This is a genomic window from Staphylococcus sp. HMSC061G12, from assembly GCF_001838465.1.
GTDB classification, from domain to species: Bacteria; Bacillota; Bacilli; order Staphylococcales; family Staphylococcaceae; genus Staphylococcus; species Staphylococcus simulans.
This window is the reverse complement of record NZ_KV837015.1, coordinates 149,328-166,296: the sequence shown is the minus strand read 5'-3', so window position 1 is coordinate 166,296 and position 16,969 is coordinate 149,328. Positions and strand designations below refer to the sequence as shown.

Below are 16,969 nucleotides of genomic sequence, written 5' to 3'. Positions count from 1 at the left end.
AACTTAATTCTCTTTTTTACGTTTTGAGCTAAACATATGTGTTACTTTATCTTTCAGCGTAAATAGAATTTCATAAATAACTGGTACTACTATCAGTGTAAGAATAGTAGAAGAAACCAATCCGCCTATTACAGTTGCGGCTAAACCTTTGGAAATCAAGATAGAGCTGTCTTGTCCGAATAACATCGGTACAAGTGCGCCAATTGTCGCAAGTGCTGTCATTAAGATTGGACGTATTCTCGTTCCGCCCGCTTCTAACAACGCTTCTTTCATTTCCATACCTTTATGCTCATTATTGATAACTCGGTCTATGAGTACAATCGCATTGGTTACGACAATACCTATTAACATTAAGACACCAATCATACTTGGTACAGAAAGTGTTTCTCCTGTGAATACTAAAGCTAATACTACCCCAATTACAATGTAAGGAAGTGAAAATAGGATGGTAAATGGTGCTAAGCCGCCTTTGAATGTTAATACGAGTACAAGATAGACAATTACAACTGCCGCAATCATTGCTAGACTTAATTGCGTCATCGCTCTATTAATGTCATCTGTCGCACCGCCTGAATTGATTTTAACATTCGCTGGTTTATCGACTTTATTTACTTTATCCATCACTTTCGTTGAAATACCGCCGACATCTTTACCGCTGATTTTACCTGTTACAGTTGTAGTATAATCGCCATCTTCTTTAATCAACTTACTTGGTGTTTGTGTTGATTTTAATGTTGCGATATCTTTCAGTTGAACCATTTTTCCTGTCGGTGTCGGAATTTCAAGATTGTTTAATTTCTCTTTGGTCCAGTTCGTTTGTTTTTCTTTTTCAACTTTTACATCGACTTTATGCCCTTCTTCATTAATCGTTGTCAGTGTTGTTTCTGGAATATTTTGATTTAAGCCCATTGCTAATTGACCCGCTGACAAGCCTTTTTCGGTTGCTTTGTTTTTATCAACATCAATTGTGTATTGGTCATAGACTTCAGTTAAATCGGATTTAACGTTCACTACACCTGATGTTTGTTTCATTTTATCTTCGATTGCTTTCACTGTGTCTTTGATTTCATGACCTGATGGACCAGATACTTTGACTTCAATTTCATTATTGCCGCCGCCAGTACCCATGTCTAAGTATTTCCATTCGCCTTCTTGTTTAAAGCCTGCGATATGTTTTAATACTCTGTCTGGTTCTGTATCAAAGTTTTTCGTATCACTCGCATATTCAATCATCACAGCCATATTGTTTGTACTGCCTGTCGGATCAATTGGTGATGCGCCACCTAGTGAATACTGAACTTTCTTCACTTTATCTTTACTGTTAAGATATTTTTGAACTTGTTCAGCATTTTTTAGTACTTGTTCTTTTGTTTCACCAGGTTTTGGTGTATAAGTCAACGCCATGAATTTATCTTCACCTGTGGAAATAAAGCTCGTTCCTATTTTCGCAGCACCTAATCCGATACTGCCGATTAAAATAACAGTCGTTATAATTAAGACAATCCATTTATGGTTTAACGACCAATTCAATACTTTTTTGTATCCTCTGCCTACTGCACCTAACGAACGTTGACGTTTTTGTTTGATACCATTTTTAAAGAATGTTGAAGCTAATGCCGGCACAATAGTGATAGACACTAGTAATGACGCTAATAAACTAAATGTAATTGCGAGTGCGAATGGTCTAAACATCTCCCCGACTGAACCAGCCACAAAGACTAATGGTAAGAAGACGACAATCGTTACAAGCGTAGAAGACATAATTGGTTTGAATACTTCAGCTGTCGCGCTGATAACCAAGTTGTCTCCGCTCTCTCGCTCTTTCGGGTCGGACATCCGTCTATATATATTCTCAATAACAACAATAGAGTCATCAATTACACGTCCGATTGCGACGGTTAATGCACCTAAAGTCAAGATGTTCAATGAGACATCTGATAACTTCAAGGCAATCATCGCAATTAATAACGACATTGGAATTGAAACGACTGAAATTGCTGTTGTTCTGATGTTACGTAAGAATAATAAGATGACAATAATCGCAACTATCGTACCAAGAATCGCTTTTTCAAGCATTGTATAAATAGAATCTTGGATTGGTTTTGCGGTATCCATAATCTTAGTTTGTGTTAAATCTTTATTATCTTTCACAAACGCTTTAATTTTCGCATCTGTATCTTTTTTCACTTGAACAGTATTGGCATCTTGTGCTTTTACGATTTGAACATCAATCGCATCTTTACCGTTCGTTCTGGATATTGACTCACGTTCTTGTCCGATTTTTACATCGGCGATATCTGAAAGTTTCACCATGTCATTACTTTGTGGTCCTTGTGAACCTTGTGACATCATTGAACTTTCATCTGACCCAGATTGGCCTTGTTCTCCTTGTGCTGCGCTGACAGGAATTACAAAGTTTTTCAATGCATCTGCTGAAGTGAATTCTCCATTCACTACAATGGATTTTTCTTTTTTACCGAATTGGAATAAACCTAAAGGTGTTTTGCCAGAAGCATTTTTAATATAGTCCTCCACACCTTTAGCACTCATACCACGTTTTTGTAATTCGCTTTGTTTGAATTTAATCGTTGCTTGACGTGCAGTTTGACCGTTCATTTGTACATTTTGAACACCGTCAACAGTTTCTAATTTCGGAATGAGTTGTTTCTCAATCGCTTTCGTCGCTTTCTCTAAATTTCCATTTTTATCTGAAAATGAATAAACAACTACAGGGAATGCATTCATACTATTCCTCATTAATTCAGGTTCCCTTGCATCCTCCGTGAGTTTAAGTTTATCAATTTCTTTCTTTAATGCTTCTTCAGCCTTATCCATATCTGTACCATCTTCATAGCTGACTTGGACCATAGAAACATTTTCTAACGATTGGCTTTTGACATTTTCGACATGCGCCATGCCTCTGATCTGATTATCTATTTTATCACTGATATCCTCTTGCACTGTCTGAGGTGTGGCACCCGGTAAGACAGTATTGACAGATATCATCGGTTCTTCTACATCAGGCAATAATTCTAAACGCATTTTTACACTGGAATAGACACCGCCCAAGATGACTAATACAACCATTAAAAATACAGCGAATTTATTGCCTAAAGAGAACTTCAGCAAACGATTAATCATGCGCTCTTTCCTCCTCATTTCTCGTTACTTTAAATTTAACACACTCCGCCTTAAAAGGTCGTTGATTTCACTCAACATTTTAGGTTTTTCCAAGAAAAAAGATTGAGACCAATATTAGTCTCAACCCCTTTATCTATACTTATGAAAATATGTTGTCTAACCGTATTATTTTCTGCCTTTTATTTTGCGAGAAACTTTGATTTTAGCTTTTGTTAATGCTGGTTTTGCTTTTTCAATCATATAATACAATGGTTTATTTAAGACATAATCAAACTCACCGATTTTTTCACTTAAATACGTACCCCATGTTTTCTTAAATGCCCATAAACCATAATGTTCTGAGTCTTTATCCGGGTCATTATCTGTACCGCCGAAATCATATGTTGTAGCGCCTTTTTCACGCGCATAACGCATCATTTCAAACTGCATATGATGGTTCGGCAAGAAATCACGATAATCATTTGAAGATGCACCATATAAGTAATATGATTTGTGGCCACAGAACATAAGCAGTGCGCCTGATAAATAAACACCTTCTGGCTCACGTTGGTATAGTTCTTCCATTTGATCGATTAATTTTTGGTTACGCGCAATTTTAGCTTCAGCATCTTTGATTTTATTCAACGTCTTTTTATCTTGTTTCTTTTGTTTCAGACGTTCAATATCTTGTTCAACTTTTGCATTTTCACCTTTTAACTCTGCCAATACAGGTTTTGGTTCTAATTTAACCAAGAATAACTCTGCGTCGCCGTCAGGATGTAATGCATCGTAAATATTTTCAAAGTAGCTGATATCACGTGTTAAGAAACCATCACGTTCCCCAGTAATACGCATCAAGTCTGCGAAGATTTTAAGTTGATCGCGACCTGCACGTTCTACTTTCGTTCCACGTTTTAATGATAAACGTACTTTTGAACGGTTACGACGTTCAAAGCTTTGAATCAATTCATCATCTGTTTTATCAATCGGTGTAATCATTGTCATACGTGGTTGAATGTAATCTTTTGATAAGCCTTCTTTGAATCCTTTATGTTTGAATCCTAATTGTCTTAAATTACCTAAAGCATCCCCTGCTTTATCCACTTCTACATCTGGATCGATTTTAATCGCATAGGCTTTTTCATCTTCAGCAATTTCTTTTGTGTATTGAAGGAGGGCTTCGATGACTGCTTTATCATCATAATCTGCGACGAACCCTCTAGAGACATAACAAAGTGTATAAGGTAGTTTCGGTATTTTCTTGAATAATAATTGACCGACACCTTTAACTTTTCCATCTTCACCTACTGCGACACGTCTAGAGTACCAACCAGTCAGCTTTTTCGTTTCTGCCCATTGTGTGAGTTGAAGCAAATCACCATTGGGATGAGATTTAACAAATGCATCATGTTCTTGGTTCGTGATATTCATCTTTTCCATAAAATAAAAATCTCCTTTATTTTCCTTCCACTATCTACTTATTATACAATGAAACTAAGTGACTTTCATGTCGTATCCTCACGTAACCCTATAAACTATAAAGATTCAGAGGTGAAAAGTGTGAGAAATATCTTTTTAATTATCATGATTGTTTTAAATATCATTGTGATTAGTATAACATTAGTCAACCATGTTCAAATAGACAATCTCAGCTTGCGTGTATTCTTTACCGCATTTTCTATAGTAACTGCTGTTTATCTTGTCTTATTGCGTAAATCACATGTTGATATGTGGCTAGCAATTATCTTATTCTTAATCGCTTTAACTTATGCGATTATGATTGCGAACGCAGTTTATCATTATGTGTACTAAATTTTAAGGTTCGAAGTGATAAGCTCCACCGCGTGTCACGATATGATAAGGCGTTTCGGCGGTTGTATCTTGAATCACAATCGCATACTTGTCTTTACGTCCTGATTGAATACGATATTCAATCGCTTCATCAGGCAATTTTAAAGTTGTGATTTCTTCATCTTCAGATACCACTTCCATACCAAACCAATCCCGCCATTGATTGACCACTAACGCTTGTTGTGTGGTTTGAATTTCAATGGCTTTTATTTTGAATTGCGGTTGAAATCTATTTTCTAACGCCTCAACACGTTCTTCTTCTGACTTATTCCACTCTATAAAGAACGGCGGTTTCAATTTCGCATCCGGCTGATTCAAATATAATAAACGCCAAGACGTTTGTTCACCTTTTTTATTTTCTCGGCCCATTTCAATTGGTCCTACGACATCTAACCCTTTCGCTTCAAACTCTTCTTTGAGTTTATCTAAATCATTTGTACGTAAGGCGATTGCTTTAAAGCCTTGTTCGAAATTATCTTGTACGATTTTCGCAACGAAAGATACACGTCCTTCATTCGATTTAATAACCTTCTTCAACTTTTCTTCATCGTTTACACCGATAATTTCAATATAAGCCAAATCTGTATAAACCAATTTATTATATGTACCATAGCGATTGTGTAAGCCACCCGGTGATAACTTCATTACTTCTCCTGGATACTCAAACTCATCAATATGCTTGATATAATGGATGATATGATCAAATTTCAACTGAACCATTTAGACCATCCTCTCTTCATTTTTCTTCATCTTATCAAATTATGAATCGAATTGCCTTTTGAAAGACTAATTTCAAAAAATCTCTTGATTTTTATTTGAGAATTTTCTACAATAGTAAAGTAAATTAGTTAGCTTAGCTAACCTTTTTAACGAAATCAATCAATTACCCTGCAAAAAAATCAAACTGATTTCGTTTATATATGAGGTTGTGACGTTTTACTGAGGTCTCAACCTCTATCTTAATTTAAGGAGCTACAACATGGAAATCAATCAATTATTTAATAGCTTTACTGAATTATATAGACCTTATGTAAAAAGCGTTCAACCTTTACTTGATCAGTATCAGCTACATACTGCTCAATTTTTAGTTCTAAAGGATATTTACTTACATGAACCGACAACACTTGTCGAAATTTCTAAACGTCGTTGTATTGAAAAACCATCAACACGTAAATTATTAAAAGTGTTACATGAACACGACTTGCTGACTGTTACACCAGGGGAAGATAAAAGACAAAAACTATTAAGTCTGACGGATAAAGGTAATCAGATTTACCACGAAGTCATCGAAAAAGTAACAGCACTTCAACAACAAATCGTTGAAGAAGCGGGTCTTAGTCAAGATGATATCGAGCAAACCATTCGAACGCTCAAAGCTATCAAACATCAGTTTTAAGGAGGGATTTCGCGTGGATCATTCTCAACACGCACCAATATGGACTAAAAGTTTCAATATGAACTTTATCGTCAACTTCTTCGTTTATCTTTGTATGTACCTGTTAATCGTTGTCATTGCAGGCTACAGTAAAAACGAATTTGGCGCTTCAGATAGTTTATCCGGATTAGTAACCGGATTATTTATTGTCGGCTCATTAATCGGCCGTTTTATTACAGGAAAATATGTCAATGCGATGGGACCTAAACGTACATTAATTATAGGATTGATTTTTCTTATCGTAACGCAAGCCCTTTACTTTATAGAAGGTTCATTAGGTTTCTTAATGTTTACCAGATTAATTAATGGTGTTGCGACAGCAGTTGCGACTACTGCGACAGGAACAATAGCTGCGTACATCACACCACCTGAACGTAAAAGTGAAGGTATCAGCATGTTCTCTCTCAGTTTAGTTCTCGGAACAGCTGTCGGACCTTTCTTTGGTTTATTATTATCAAATCAATACTCCATTGATGTCTTATTCGCTTTATGTTTAGTATTAGGCATCATTGGTTTAGCTTTATCATTCTTCATTCATATCAATTTTGAAACAACTAAAGTTTCTGAAACTCAACCATCAAAAGGTTTCAGCTTAAGTCAATTTATCGCTAAAGATGCAGTACCGATTGCGATTGTAATTTTAGTAACTGGTGTGACTTACTCATCTATTCTGACATTCTTAAAATTCTTTGCAGAAGAGCGCAATCTAGTCGCAGTTTCAAGTTACTTCTTTATTTTCTATGCCTTAACATCATTAGTCACACGTCCAATTACAGGTCGTTTAATGGATAACAAAAACGAAAACGTTGTAGTTTATCCATCTTATTTCTTCTTACTTATCAGCTTTGTGCTTTTATTCTTTGCACATTCAGGCTGGATGTTATTACTTGCAGGTGCAGCGTTAGGTGTAGGTTACGGTAACTTATCATCACTTATGCAAGCTATTGCGATCAAAGTTACGACACCAGAAAAATATGGCCTAGCCACTTCTACTTTCTTTATCGGTATTGATTTCGGTATCGGCTTCGGCCCTTCTGTATTAGGTGTCTTCACTTCATCTATTACTTATGCACAACTTTATGGCTTCATGGCTATATTAACTATTATTACCGCAGGACTTTACTATGTCCTACATGGCCGCAAAGTAAAATATTTAGAACGTGCTTAATTATAAAAGTGCAGATCAAAACGGTCTGCACTTTTTTATATAATCCATCCTTTTTCAATAGCTTTTTTCCACGCATCAAAACGATTTTCTGTCTCCATTTTATCAATAATGACAGAAGTATAATTACGAACTGTCCCGTTTGAAAGAAAAAGCTTTTGTGCAATTTCTTTACTTGAATAACCATTGCCGATTTCTTTCAGTATTAATTGTTCTGAAGGCGTTAATGGATTTTTCTCATTAAAATATGTAGTCATCAGTGTTTCACTATATTCTTTTTGTCCTGCCATAACATTATGCATGGTCTGAATCAGTTCTTCTACGGAACGTTCTTTTAATACATAAGCATCTACATCATTTGCGACTGCTCTTTCAAAATAACCTGGTCTTTTGAACGTCGTTACAATAATGACTTTTGTATTTAACTTTGTTTCTCTTATTTTGTTCAATACTTCTAAACCTGTTAATTCCGGCATTTCAATATCTAGAATTGCAATGTCAGGCTGATTGGATTCAATCATTTGCCATGCCTCTGCTCCACTTGAAGTATCAGCAATAATGTTTATATTTCCATCCATCTCTATAAGTTGAACCATCGCTTTTCTCAGCATTTCTTGGTCTTCAGCTAGAACAACATTTATCATAAATTATCACCTCGTGGAATTCGAATCATTAATGTAACACCTTGTTCAGATTTTATTGTAACTTCACCATCTAATAATGCTGCACGCTCTCTTATACTATGCAGTGTAGCTTCAGGTTTACTGATACCTTTGCCATTATCACTAATTATCAACGTAATGATGTGTTGCGCTTCTTTTAATGTACCAGTTACTTTTGTCGCATGTGCATGTTTAATAATATTATTGACCGCTTCTCTCAATAGCATAGCTAATATAGACTGTTGTCCTTTATTTAATGTTCTAGCAATGGATTGTCCCTCAAAATCAAAAGTAATATCTGCTTGTTTTAATAGTTGATCTACAGACTTCACTTCTTCTTCAAAATCTTGAAATTTCAGGTGTTCTACAATAGTTCTGACTTTATTTAATGCCTCTTTAGAAAGTTGATTAACTGCTAACATTTCCTCTTTGGCTTTTTCTGGATTTTGATCTATCAACTTAGAAGCAAGCTCAGATTTTATGCTCAAACTGGCAAATACATGACCTAACGTATCATGTAAATCTTGGCCGATTCTTTGACGTTCTTGTTCAGCAATCAATAAATTGATGTGACGATTTTTCTCTTTCATTTGCGCCCTTACTTTTTTATTTTCGATAACTCTAAAGTTAATGAACAACGAAATGATTACAACAAGAATCAGTACGACAACTATTGGTAAAGCTTTTGGAAGTAAGTATAGTGAAAGACCAGATGCGATGAGTAAAGCAATATAAAATAATATACTTTCCACTGACTTTACAGTCGCTTCATAAACATATGGCAACACATAAGAACCAAAAAAGAAAAACATGATAAATGTGCTGCCCATTGCCCAACAAAAATAAAGTGTGCCGATCAAATAAATCATCCATACAATCAACCGCTTCACTTTAAACTGATAAACATCAGATAAAATTAAAATACCATAATTAATTATGAATACAGCAATCACTATAACAGCAATTACTTTAGGTCCTTTGATGTCTTGATAAAATAAAGCGATAATTGGAAACAACAAGTAGATAAAACTCGCAACGCCCATTGGGTTTCCTTTTATTTTTCTAAGCAAAAAAGACATTACATCACGTCCGATTTCTTTTGAATAACTAAAGCAATGATTATAAATAGTATACAATACCCCAAAAGAAAACCAAGTGCCGCTATATTAATCGTTTGATGCTGAATAAAATCTAATCCTAGCTGTTTTAATCGGTAGGTCGGCATATATCGAGAGATAGAAGCTAGCCATTGAGGAAACAAGCTAATAGGAAACCATAATCCACCCACAATCGCTAAAACAAGATACAATAAATTACCTATACTACTTGCTTGCTTCACATCTTTATGTTGTGCCAGTAATAACCCTATGGACAAAAATAAACTGGATCCAATCCATAATAATAATCCTGATACTAACCATTCATAAAGAGACATATGAATGTGTCTAATCATTCCTCCAACACTAAACATCAGAATAATTGAAAATAAAAAAAGACTCATGATTTTGAATACTTTAGCTACATAATATTTAATGGGTGTCATCGGTGTCGCAAAAAGTTTTTTCTGCCATCCGTTTTGTTTATCCTGTACTAATTCAACAGGGAAGGTCAACAAACAATAACTAGTTAAACTAAAGACCGTCATACTCATCAAACTTTCTTTATAAATTTGATTGGCTTCTGATTGTGGTACTTTAGTTAATGAAGTGAAAATCAAGAAAAATACTAACGGCATCCCTACTGAAAGAATAAGATATATTTTTTGTCGCAAAGTGATTGTCCAATCTAATTTCAAATATTTAAAAATCATGATAGAATCTCCCCTTCACTTTCAAATACATAATCTTCTAATGAACTTTTCTTAATTTCTAACTCATTTAAATCTATATCTATTTCAATCAATTGTTGTAAAACTTTTTGAACCTCATCTGTTTTGATTTGAAGTTCACTTTGATCCTTTTGATAACTTAATTGAGTTTTATTTTGAATGATTGACTCAAATTGTTCAGGTAGATATATCGTTGATGTTTTATCAAGGTGTTTTAATTGTGAAGGTGAACTATCATTCATTATCTTTCCTTGTTTCAATACGATAACGCGATCCGCAACCTTCTCTACTTCTTCAATATAATGCGTCGTATATAATATGGTAATACCTCGAGCCTTCAAATCATTTATGATGTTCCAGAAATAACGTCTTGTTTTAGCATCCATTGCAGACGTCGGTTCGTCTAAAAATATTAATAAAGGTTGTCCTGTTAACATCAATATAAAATCTAATAAACGTTGTTGACCTCCAGATAATTTAGTCGCGTATTGATTTAATTGTTTATCAGTAAACTGGGTCAATGTTTTAAACTTGTTGTAATCTAACGCTTTTTTATAAACCGATGAATAAAACGCATAGAGTTCTTTTACTTTGACCCATTCATTAAAGATTGATTTTTGAAATAATACGCCGATATTATTTTGTATAGCAGAATCCCTTTCAATACGCCCTTCATCTGGAACTAAATTACCTAAAATCAAATCAATCAATGTGGACTTACCTGCTCCATTTACGCCTATTAAAGCGATACATTCTCCTTCTTTTATTTCAAATGAAACATGATCTATTGCTTTAGTATTGTGGAATGATTTAGTTACACCGTTTACTTTTATCATTTAATCACCTCTTTATTTCCTTGATTTAATGATATATTTTTAAAAATTGTAAACATAGTAACGTTTGTCATAAATTCTCTATGACATTTGTCATTTTCTTGTTTTATACTTTTAGCACTTGAATCAACTTTTCTTTCAACATATTCAATTTCGGTTCATAATTTCCGTGATAACGCACTTTTTTTACTATTATAGTAAATTAAAGAGAATAGATTTATATTGAAATTCGTTATATAATATAATAAGTAAAACAATTATTATTCCTGGGGGAATACAACTATGAAAGGGCAAGAGGAGGAATATCAATGTCAAAGACAATTGATCATTTAATTGAGACAGAATGTAAACTTAGCCAGATTAAATATTGGCTAAAAGCAGAACATCATCTTACCATGGAGGAGTTCATTATTTTATACCGCTTCAATGGTACTGACAAAATTACAGGTAAAGTATTGAGGGATACCCTCCATTACGACATGAAATGGAATACGAGTAAAATTGATGTATTAATAAGAAAACTTTATAAAAGAGAACTGATCGCAAAAGAGCGTTCAGAAACTGATGAACGCCAAGTCTTTTATTTATTAGATAAGACACAACGTGAATTCGTCGCATCTGTCATCAAAGAATTTGAAACCTTCGCAAAGTAATCATTATGAAAAAGCACGCCTTTCCGAAAAAAATCAGAAAGACGTGCTTTTTATTATATATTTCATTCGACTTAACCGCCGATATAGTTCATATTAATTTTCTTACGTCTGCGATTTGCGACCGTTTGTTCAGTTCGTTCATCTGAATATCTGTCATCACGAATATGCCATAACTCTTCGAATTTCGCTTGTAATTCATCGTCCGTTTTACCAGAACGCATAAATTCTTTGACGTTAAATCCATCGACTGTGCTGAATAAGCAGCCATAGAATTTACCATCAGAAGATAAGCGTGCTCTCGTACATGTTGAACAGAATGACTGAGAAACACTCGTAATTAAACCGAACTGTGCTCCGTTATCTTTGTGACGATAATATTTTGCGACTTCACCATAATATTTCGGTTCAACCGCTTCAATATCAAATTCATCTTCGACCATCGCAAGCATCTCATCTTTTGTGACAACTTTACTGAAGTCCCAGCCATTGTCATTACCGACATCCATAAACTCAATAAATCTTACAACAATATTTTTGTCTTTGAAGTACTGAATCATTGGGATGATTTGGTCATCATTGATACCTTTTTGCACAACAACGTTCACTTTCACTTTAAAACCGATTGAGACTGCATAATCAATTTGTTCTAGAATGGTATCTGCTTTGATATTACGGTTATTGATAGATTGGAATAATTCGTTATCAATAGCATCTAAGCTGACATTGATACGTCTTAATCCGGCATCATAAAGTTTTTGTCCATGTTTTTTCAACAATAGACCATTGGTAGTCAGACCAATATCTTCTACACCGTCAATTTCATTAAGAGCGGTAATTAATTTATATAAATCTCTACGCATTAAAGGTTCCCCGCCAGTGATACGAATCTTCTTCACACCTAGGCGAGTATATACGCGAGCAATTCTTTCCATTTCACTAAAAGTCAATAATTCATCTTTGGGTAAAAAGACAAAGTCATCGCCGAAAATTTCTTTAGGCATACAATAATCACAGCGGAAATTACAGCGATCTGTCACGGATAATCTTAAGTCACGAATCGGGCGACCTAATTTATCTGTTATTTGTTTTACCATCTTTTGACCCCCTTTTCTTTCTCTCTTATCGCTTGATACATCTCATCAAAGCGATTGATCTCTGACTCTGGCTAAATCATCTTGGTAGTTAATATTTTGGTACCAATCAGGTCTTGTATCAACCTCATGAACATCCAGCCAATCAGAAGCGACTTGGTTATAAACATGTTTCATACTATAATCATCAGATTCTAGTGCACGTGCAATGACTGGTAAACACGTCGGACTATAAAATGCGATAGTAGGAATCGGATACCCCTCTTCTTCATACCCCGCAATATCTAACTGGTCTTCAATGACATGCTCAACCATAAATTGATATAACGTGCTGACAGCTTTTTCTGTGATTAACGGTGTATCTACTGAAATCACAAAGAATAGTTCTGCTTCAAAATCTTGCTTCATTACTGAGTAGATGCCTGAAAGCGGTCCTTTCGCTTGATGTTCTTCATCATCTACGACCACTTTGACATCTTCAAATTGATCAGCCAATTCCGCACTAGAACTAATGATAATCTCATTAAACATATTGGCTTCATTCAAGGCTTCGATAATATGTTGATAAAACATTTTACCATTGAGCCTCGCAAATGCCTTAGGCGAACCAAAACGTTCTGAACGTCCGCCTGCTAAAATAATTGCTTTCACTTTCTTAACCTCCGCTTACCGGTGGAATCAACGCAACGACATCAGAAGGTTGAATCATTTCATCATTTGGCACAAATTCTTCATTCAAAGCGATTTGGAATTGTTTGCCGCTGATTTCTGGATACGTTTCAAATAAATATTTTTTAAACGCCTCTACTGTCATTTCATTCTCTAGTTCAAATTCTTCTGTACCTTTTTGTAAGATTTCTTTAATCTCCGCAAAATAAAGGACTTTCATTCTGTTTGCCCCCTTTCAATGGCATCTTCATGATAACCACGTTGATGACCGATCCATTGTGCGCCATCTTCCCATATTTCTTTCTTCCAAATCGGCACTACTTCTTTAATACGATCAATCGCATATTCATTTGCCGCATAGGCATCTTTTCTATGTGGTGAAGAAACTGCGATTAATACCGCAATATCGGAAATATGCAATGGTCCGATACGGTGAACAATGCTGACAATCGTGCCAGGCCATTGTTCGTTGATTTCATCGCCGATTTGAGCTAATTTTTTCTCCGCCATTGGCACATAAGCTTCGTACTCAAGATGTTCTGTACGAATGCCTTTTGTCCATTCTCTAACATGACCTGTAAAGACCACTACTGCACCCTGATGCGGTGTCAGTGTAAAGTCTCGATAAGGTTCTGTTTGAATCGGCTCAGTCACAACTTCAAATTGTTTCATTTTGACTCATCCTTTTTTCTATCGATAAAAGTTAATAACCACTTTTTAAAATGACTTAACTCTGTATTTTTTTGAAACGGTAACTTATATTGTACATGACTCAGCTCAGATAAAGAAACTAATTCCGCTTCATCTCTATAAATAATCACTTTATCATAATCCGCTTGTTTAAAGCCTTCAACCAGTAACACATCATAATCAATCGTGACCGCTGATTCAATAATGTGGGATAAAGTTTGTTCTGTTGTACGTGTGACTGTTTCTCTTAACGCATGACCTTGCACAATGCTTTGGTCTGCCCCTGCTTCAAAATGTTTCATATGATCGACTTCTGCTGCTTGTAAGGTAATATCTTCACTACCATGTCCATGATGTTTAATCGTCACTACACGATAACCTTGTGCTTTCAGAAACTTAACTGTTTCTGCCATCAAGGTTGTTTTGCCAGAATTTTTATATCCCACAATTTGTAAAATCATAGTGCTAATTCCTCTTCAAAGGTATCTGTTTCAGTCAGAATGACATCCACTGTGTAGCCTTTTTCAAAGCCGCGTGTACCGCTCGGCAACATAATCATCGCATTACTGTGTGCAATCGCGACAACCGCACCTGATTTGTTAAAACCAGAAGGTACTACTGTTGTTTGTAAACCATTTAATGTAGCTTTTGCACGAATGAAACGTGTGAATGGATTGGCTTTTTTGAAGTCTTCCATCAATGTGGCTTTTACAACTTGAGGGAAACGTTCAATCGCGCCCATCATATTTAAGACTGCTGGTTTTACGAATAATTCAAATCCTGTATAGCACGCAGATGGATTCCCTGATAAACCAAATAAATATTGATTATTTGCGACAGCAACTGTTGTGACACTGCCTGGACGCATTTGTACTTTATTGAATAATACTTCTGCACCGATTTCTTTATAGATAGCTGGTAAATAGTCGAAGTCACCAACAGATACACCGCCTGTTGTGATGACCATATCATGAGAAGCAAGTGCTTCTTTAACGACTGCTAAACTGCTGTCGAAATCATCTTCTTGAATTTTATAAACTTCACAGTCTAAGCCGAATTGATTTAGTAAGCCTTGAATCATCGGTCCATTAGAATTACGGATTTTACCTGGTTCTAATTCATCACCGACATCTAATAACTCACTGCCTGTCGCAATAATAGCTGCAGAGGGTAAGCGACGTACGGGCACTTCTGTATAACCGAAGGTCGCAAGTACTGCGATAGCCCCAGCATTAATACGTTGGCCTTCTTTTAATACGACATCTCCGACTTCTGTTTCCTCACCTTTTAATGAAACATTTTCATTATGTTCGAAGGTTTTACGAATCGTAAATGAATGTTCACCTTCACGTGTTTGTTCTAACATCACAACTGCATCTGCACCTGCTGGAATTTCTGCACCTGTCATAATACGGACAGCTTGGTTCGGTCCGACTGTTTTATCTGACACACTGCCTGCACCGATGTGATCAATGACTTCAAATTCAATACGGTTGTCACCGCTTGCATCTTTTGTATCTTCACTTCTTAACGCAAAGCCGTCATAAGGTGATTTATTAAAACGTGGAATTTCATACGTTGCCACGATATCTTCAGACAGTATATATCCTAAACTGTCATTTAAAGGCACTTGTTGTGTTTCTGTACGAAATTCTTGTGCTACCACACGTTTGATTGCTTCTTTTACCGCAATTGGATTTCTTTTTTCAACTGGCATAAACTATCTGCTCCTAACATCTATTTTATTTCATGCTATAATGTCTAAGCGAGGAGGAATAACATGTCTGAATTTACTCATATCAACGCTCAAGGTAATGCGAAAATGGTCGACGTTTCTGATAAAGACATCACAAAACGTGTTGCGACTGCACATTCAAGCATTACTGTTAACGAAGCGATTTACAAGCAAATTGTAGAACATACAAATAAGAAAGGTAATGTGCTGAATACTGCCCAAATCGCGGGAATCATGGCAGCTAAGAATACCTCTACGATTATTCCTATGTGTCATCCGCTCTCACTGACTGGTATCGATATTGCCTTTGAATGGGATACAACATCGTCATATACACTTAATATTGAAGCTACAGTCTCTACATCAGGTAAAACCGGTGTAGAAATGGAAGCTCTCACAGCCGCTTCAGCAACGGCTTTAACCGTTTACGATATGACCAAAGCACTTGATAAAGGGATGGTCATCGGCGAAACTTACCTTATCTCAAAATCTGGCGGAAAATCCGGGGATTACCGCAGATCATAAACTATTGTTGTTCATGTTTTACCCTTTTTATAGGTAAACATGAACTTCACAACAGCACTACGGAACCATTGACGTTGTGATTTTACTGTCACAACGTACAATCGTTCCGTTTTTTTCATGTTACTCCTATTATATAATGCGAATTCTTTAAGTTAAATAGGCTGAATGGATGAAAAAACTGATGAAATCTTATGAAATCAGTGATTGGCTTCAGTGTTTTCCCTTATTCAATCAAACAGTACAGTGAAGAAGCGGTTAGTCTTCTACCTGAGTAAAATCTAACCGCTTCTTCTTGCATTTTATTTTGTTAATTCATGAATGAGATGATTCAATTCAGGTTTAATTAATTTTTCAATCGCTAATCTCACCGCACCAGATGAACCTGGCAATGAGAAAATCAATTGTTCACCTACTGTACCGCCGACAGCACGTGATAATAAAGCACGTGTTCCCACATCTTCAGCATAACTTAAATATCTGAATAACTCTCCGAAACCTTCAATTTCTTTTGTTAATAAAGGAGTTACTGCTTCAATCGTCACATCACGTTGTGCGATACCTGTACCGCCCGTTGTAATAATGACATCCACATCTTCATTCAACCATTGTTGTACTTGTTCAGTAATCGCTTGTTTATCATCTTTGACGATTGTGTAATGATCATCTGTAATTTCCACATTAATCTCTGATAATAATTCTTTAGCTAAATTAC

Annotated in this window: 19 protein-coding genes; 5 read left to right on the top strand and 14 right to left on the bottom strand. The window is 35.6% G+C overall.

Features of this window, described 5'->3' with window-relative positions:
- Positions 1–3: 3 nt before the first annotated feature.
- Together HMPREF2937_RS01695 and HMPREF2937_RS01690 are read right to left on the bottom strand one after the other, a co-directional pair.
- A complete protein-coding gene (locus HMPREF2937_RS01695) occupies positions 4–3,141 on the bottom strand; it encodes an efflux RND transporter permease subunit (protein ID WP_070863889.1) in 3,138 nt (1,045 codons plus the stop codon).
- Positions 3,142–3,306: 165 nt separating this feature from the next.
- Entirely contained in the window at positions 3,307–4,560 is a 1,254-nt protein-coding gene (locus tag HMPREF2937_RS01690) for a lipid II:glycine glycyltransferase FemX (protein ID WP_070863887.1), read from the bottom strand.
- Between the two features lie 120 nt (positions 4,561–4,680).
- Here HMPREF2937_RS01690 and HMPREF2937_RS01685 point away from each other — a divergent pair, with 120 nt between their 5' ends.
- Positions 4,681–4,932 (top strand): hypothetical protein, encoded by a 252-nt coding sequence (locus tag HMPREF2937_RS01685; protein ID WP_070863886.1) that lies wholly within the window; start codon positions 4,681–4,683, stop codon positions 4,930–4,932.
- A gap of 3 nt (positions 4,933–4,935) precedes the next feature.
- On the opposite strand, the gene HMPREF2937_RS01680 is transcribed toward HMPREF2937_RS01685, so the two are convergent.
- Positions 4,936–5,691 (bottom strand): VOC family protein, encoded by a 756-nt coding sequence (locus HMPREF2937_RS01680; RefSeq protein WP_070847990.1) that lies wholly within the window; start codon positions 5,689–5,691, stop codon positions 4,936–4,938.
- A 259-nt stretch (positions 5,692–5,950) separates the two neighbouring features.
- Here HMPREF2937_RS01680 and HMPREF2937_RS01675 point away from each other — a divergent pair, with 259 nt between their 5' ends.
- A complete protein-coding gene (locus HMPREF2937_RS01675) occupies positions 5,951–6,367 on the top strand; it encodes a MarR family winged helix-turn-helix transcriptional regulator (RefSeq protein WP_070625749.1) in 417 nt (138 codons plus the stop codon).
- A gap of 58 nt (positions 6,368–6,425) precedes the next feature.
- Positions 6,426–7,574 (top strand): MFS transporter, encoded by a 1,149-nt coding sequence (locus tag HMPREF2937_RS01670; protein ID WP_052032787.1) that lies wholly within the window; start codon positions 6,426–6,428, stop codon positions 7,572–7,574.
- 35 nt (positions 7,575–7,609) lie between these two features.
- On the opposite strand, the gene HMPREF2937_RS01665 is transcribed toward HMPREF2937_RS01670, so the two are convergent.
- The 4 genes from HMPREF2937_RS01665 to HMPREF2937_RS01650 are packed head-to-tail and all read right to left on the bottom strand — an operon-like array spanning position 7,610 to position 10,897.
- Positions 7,610–8,215, bottom strand: coding sequence for a response regulator transcription factor (locus HMPREF2937_RS01665; RefSeq protein ID WP_070863885.1), 606 nt, complete (start codon positions 8,213–8,215; stop codon positions 7,610–7,612).
- A complete protein-coding gene (locus tag HMPREF2937_RS01660) occupies positions 8,212–9,276 on the bottom strand; it encodes a sensor histidine kinase (protein WP_180364610.1) in 1,065 nt (354 codons plus the stop codon). Before HMPREF2937_RS01660 ends, HMPREF2937_RS01665 begins: the two co-directional genes overlap by 4 nt.
- Before the next feature lie 35 nt (positions 9,277–9,311).
- On the bottom strand, positions 9,312–10,043 hold the full coding sequence (locus HMPREF2937_RS01655; protein ID WP_002479592.1) for an ABC transporter permease: 732 nt from the start codon (positions 10,041–10,043) through the stop codon (positions 9,312–9,314).
- The gene (locus HMPREF2937_RS01650; protein WP_070863883.1) at positions 10,040–10,897 is read right to left on the bottom strand and encodes an ABC transporter ATP-binding protein; all 858 of its coding nucleotides are present in this window, start codon (positions 10,895–10,897) and stop codon (positions 10,040–10,042) included. Before HMPREF2937_RS01650 ends, HMPREF2937_RS01655 begins: the two co-directional genes overlap by 4 nt.
- A 305-nt stretch (positions 10,898–11,202) precedes the next feature.
- Here HMPREF2937_RS01650 and HMPREF2937_RS01645 point away from each other — a divergent pair, with 305 nt between their 5' ends.
- Positions 11,203–11,547, top strand: coding sequence for a transcriptional regulator, SarA/Rot family (locus HMPREF2937_RS01645; protein WP_002479594.1), 345 nt, complete (start codon positions 11,203–11,205; stop codon positions 11,545–11,547).
- A gap of 71 nt (positions 11,548–11,618) precedes the next feature.
- Here the strand turns inward: HMPREF2937_RS01645 and moaA are convergent, their stop codons facing one another.
- From moaA to glp, 6 genes are read right to left on the bottom strand one after another with little or no spacing between them, the layout of a single operon-like run.
- On the bottom strand, positions 11,619–12,641 hold the full coding sequence (gene moaA / locus HMPREF2937_RS01640; protein WP_070863882.1) for a GTP 3',8-cyclase MoaA: 1,023 nt from the start codon (positions 12,639–12,641) through the stop codon (positions 11,619–11,621).
- 45 nt (positions 12,642–12,686) lie between these two features.
- Positions 12,687–13,289, bottom strand: a complete 603-nt coding sequence (mobA, locus tag HMPREF2937_RS01635) for a molybdenum cofactor guanylyltransferase MobA (protein ID WP_070847981.1) — start codon at positions 13,287–13,289, stop codon at positions 12,687–12,689.
- Between the two features lie 4 nt (positions 13,290–13,293).
- Positions 13,294–13,527 carry a molybdopterin converting factor subunit 1 gene (gene moaD / locus HMPREF2937_RS01630; protein ID WP_002479597.1) on the bottom strand — a complete coding sequence of 78 codons (234 nt, stop codon included), beginning with the start codon at positions 13,525–13,527 and terminating at the stop codon, positions 13,294–13,296.
- Positions 13,524–13,979 (bottom strand): molybdenum cofactor biosynthesis protein MoaE, encoded by a 456-nt coding sequence (locus tag HMPREF2937_RS01625; RefSeq protein WP_002479598.1) that lies wholly within the window; start codon positions 13,977–13,979, stop codon positions 13,524–13,526. The genes moaD and HMPREF2937_RS01625 overlap by 4 nt, the downstream gene beginning before the upstream one ends.
- Positions 13,976–14,458, bottom strand: a complete 483-nt coding sequence (gene mobB / locus HMPREF2937_RS01620) for a molybdopterin-guanine dinucleotide biosynthesis protein B (protein WP_002479599.1) — start codon at positions 14,456–14,458, stop codon at positions 13,976–13,978. Before mobB ends, HMPREF2937_RS01625 begins: the two co-directional genes overlap by 4 nt.
- Positions 14,455–15,714: a molybdopterin molybdotransferase MoeA gene (glp, locus tag HMPREF2937_RS01615; RefSeq protein WP_070863881.1), complete on the bottom strand. Its 1,260-nt coding sequence runs from the start codon at positions 15,712–15,714 to the stop codon at positions 14,455–14,457. Before glp ends, mobB begins: the two co-directional genes overlap by 4 nt.
- 63 nt (positions 15,715–15,777) lie before the next feature.
- Here glp and moaC point away from each other — a divergent pair, with 63 nt between their 5' ends.
- Complete coding sequence (gene moaC, locus HMPREF2937_RS01610) at positions 15,778–16,257, top strand: cyclic pyranopterin monophosphate synthase MoaC (protein ID WP_002479601.1); 480 nt, start codon at positions 15,778–15,780, stop codon at positions 16,255–16,257.
- Between the two features lie 299 nt (positions 16,258–16,556).
- Here moaC and HMPREF2937_RS01605 read toward each other — a convergent pair.
- Positions 16,557–16,969: MogA/MoaB family molybdenum cofactor biosynthesis protein (locus HMPREF2937_RS01605; RefSeq protein WP_070863880.1), on the bottom strand; the 413-nt coding region annotated here is incomplete at its 5' end.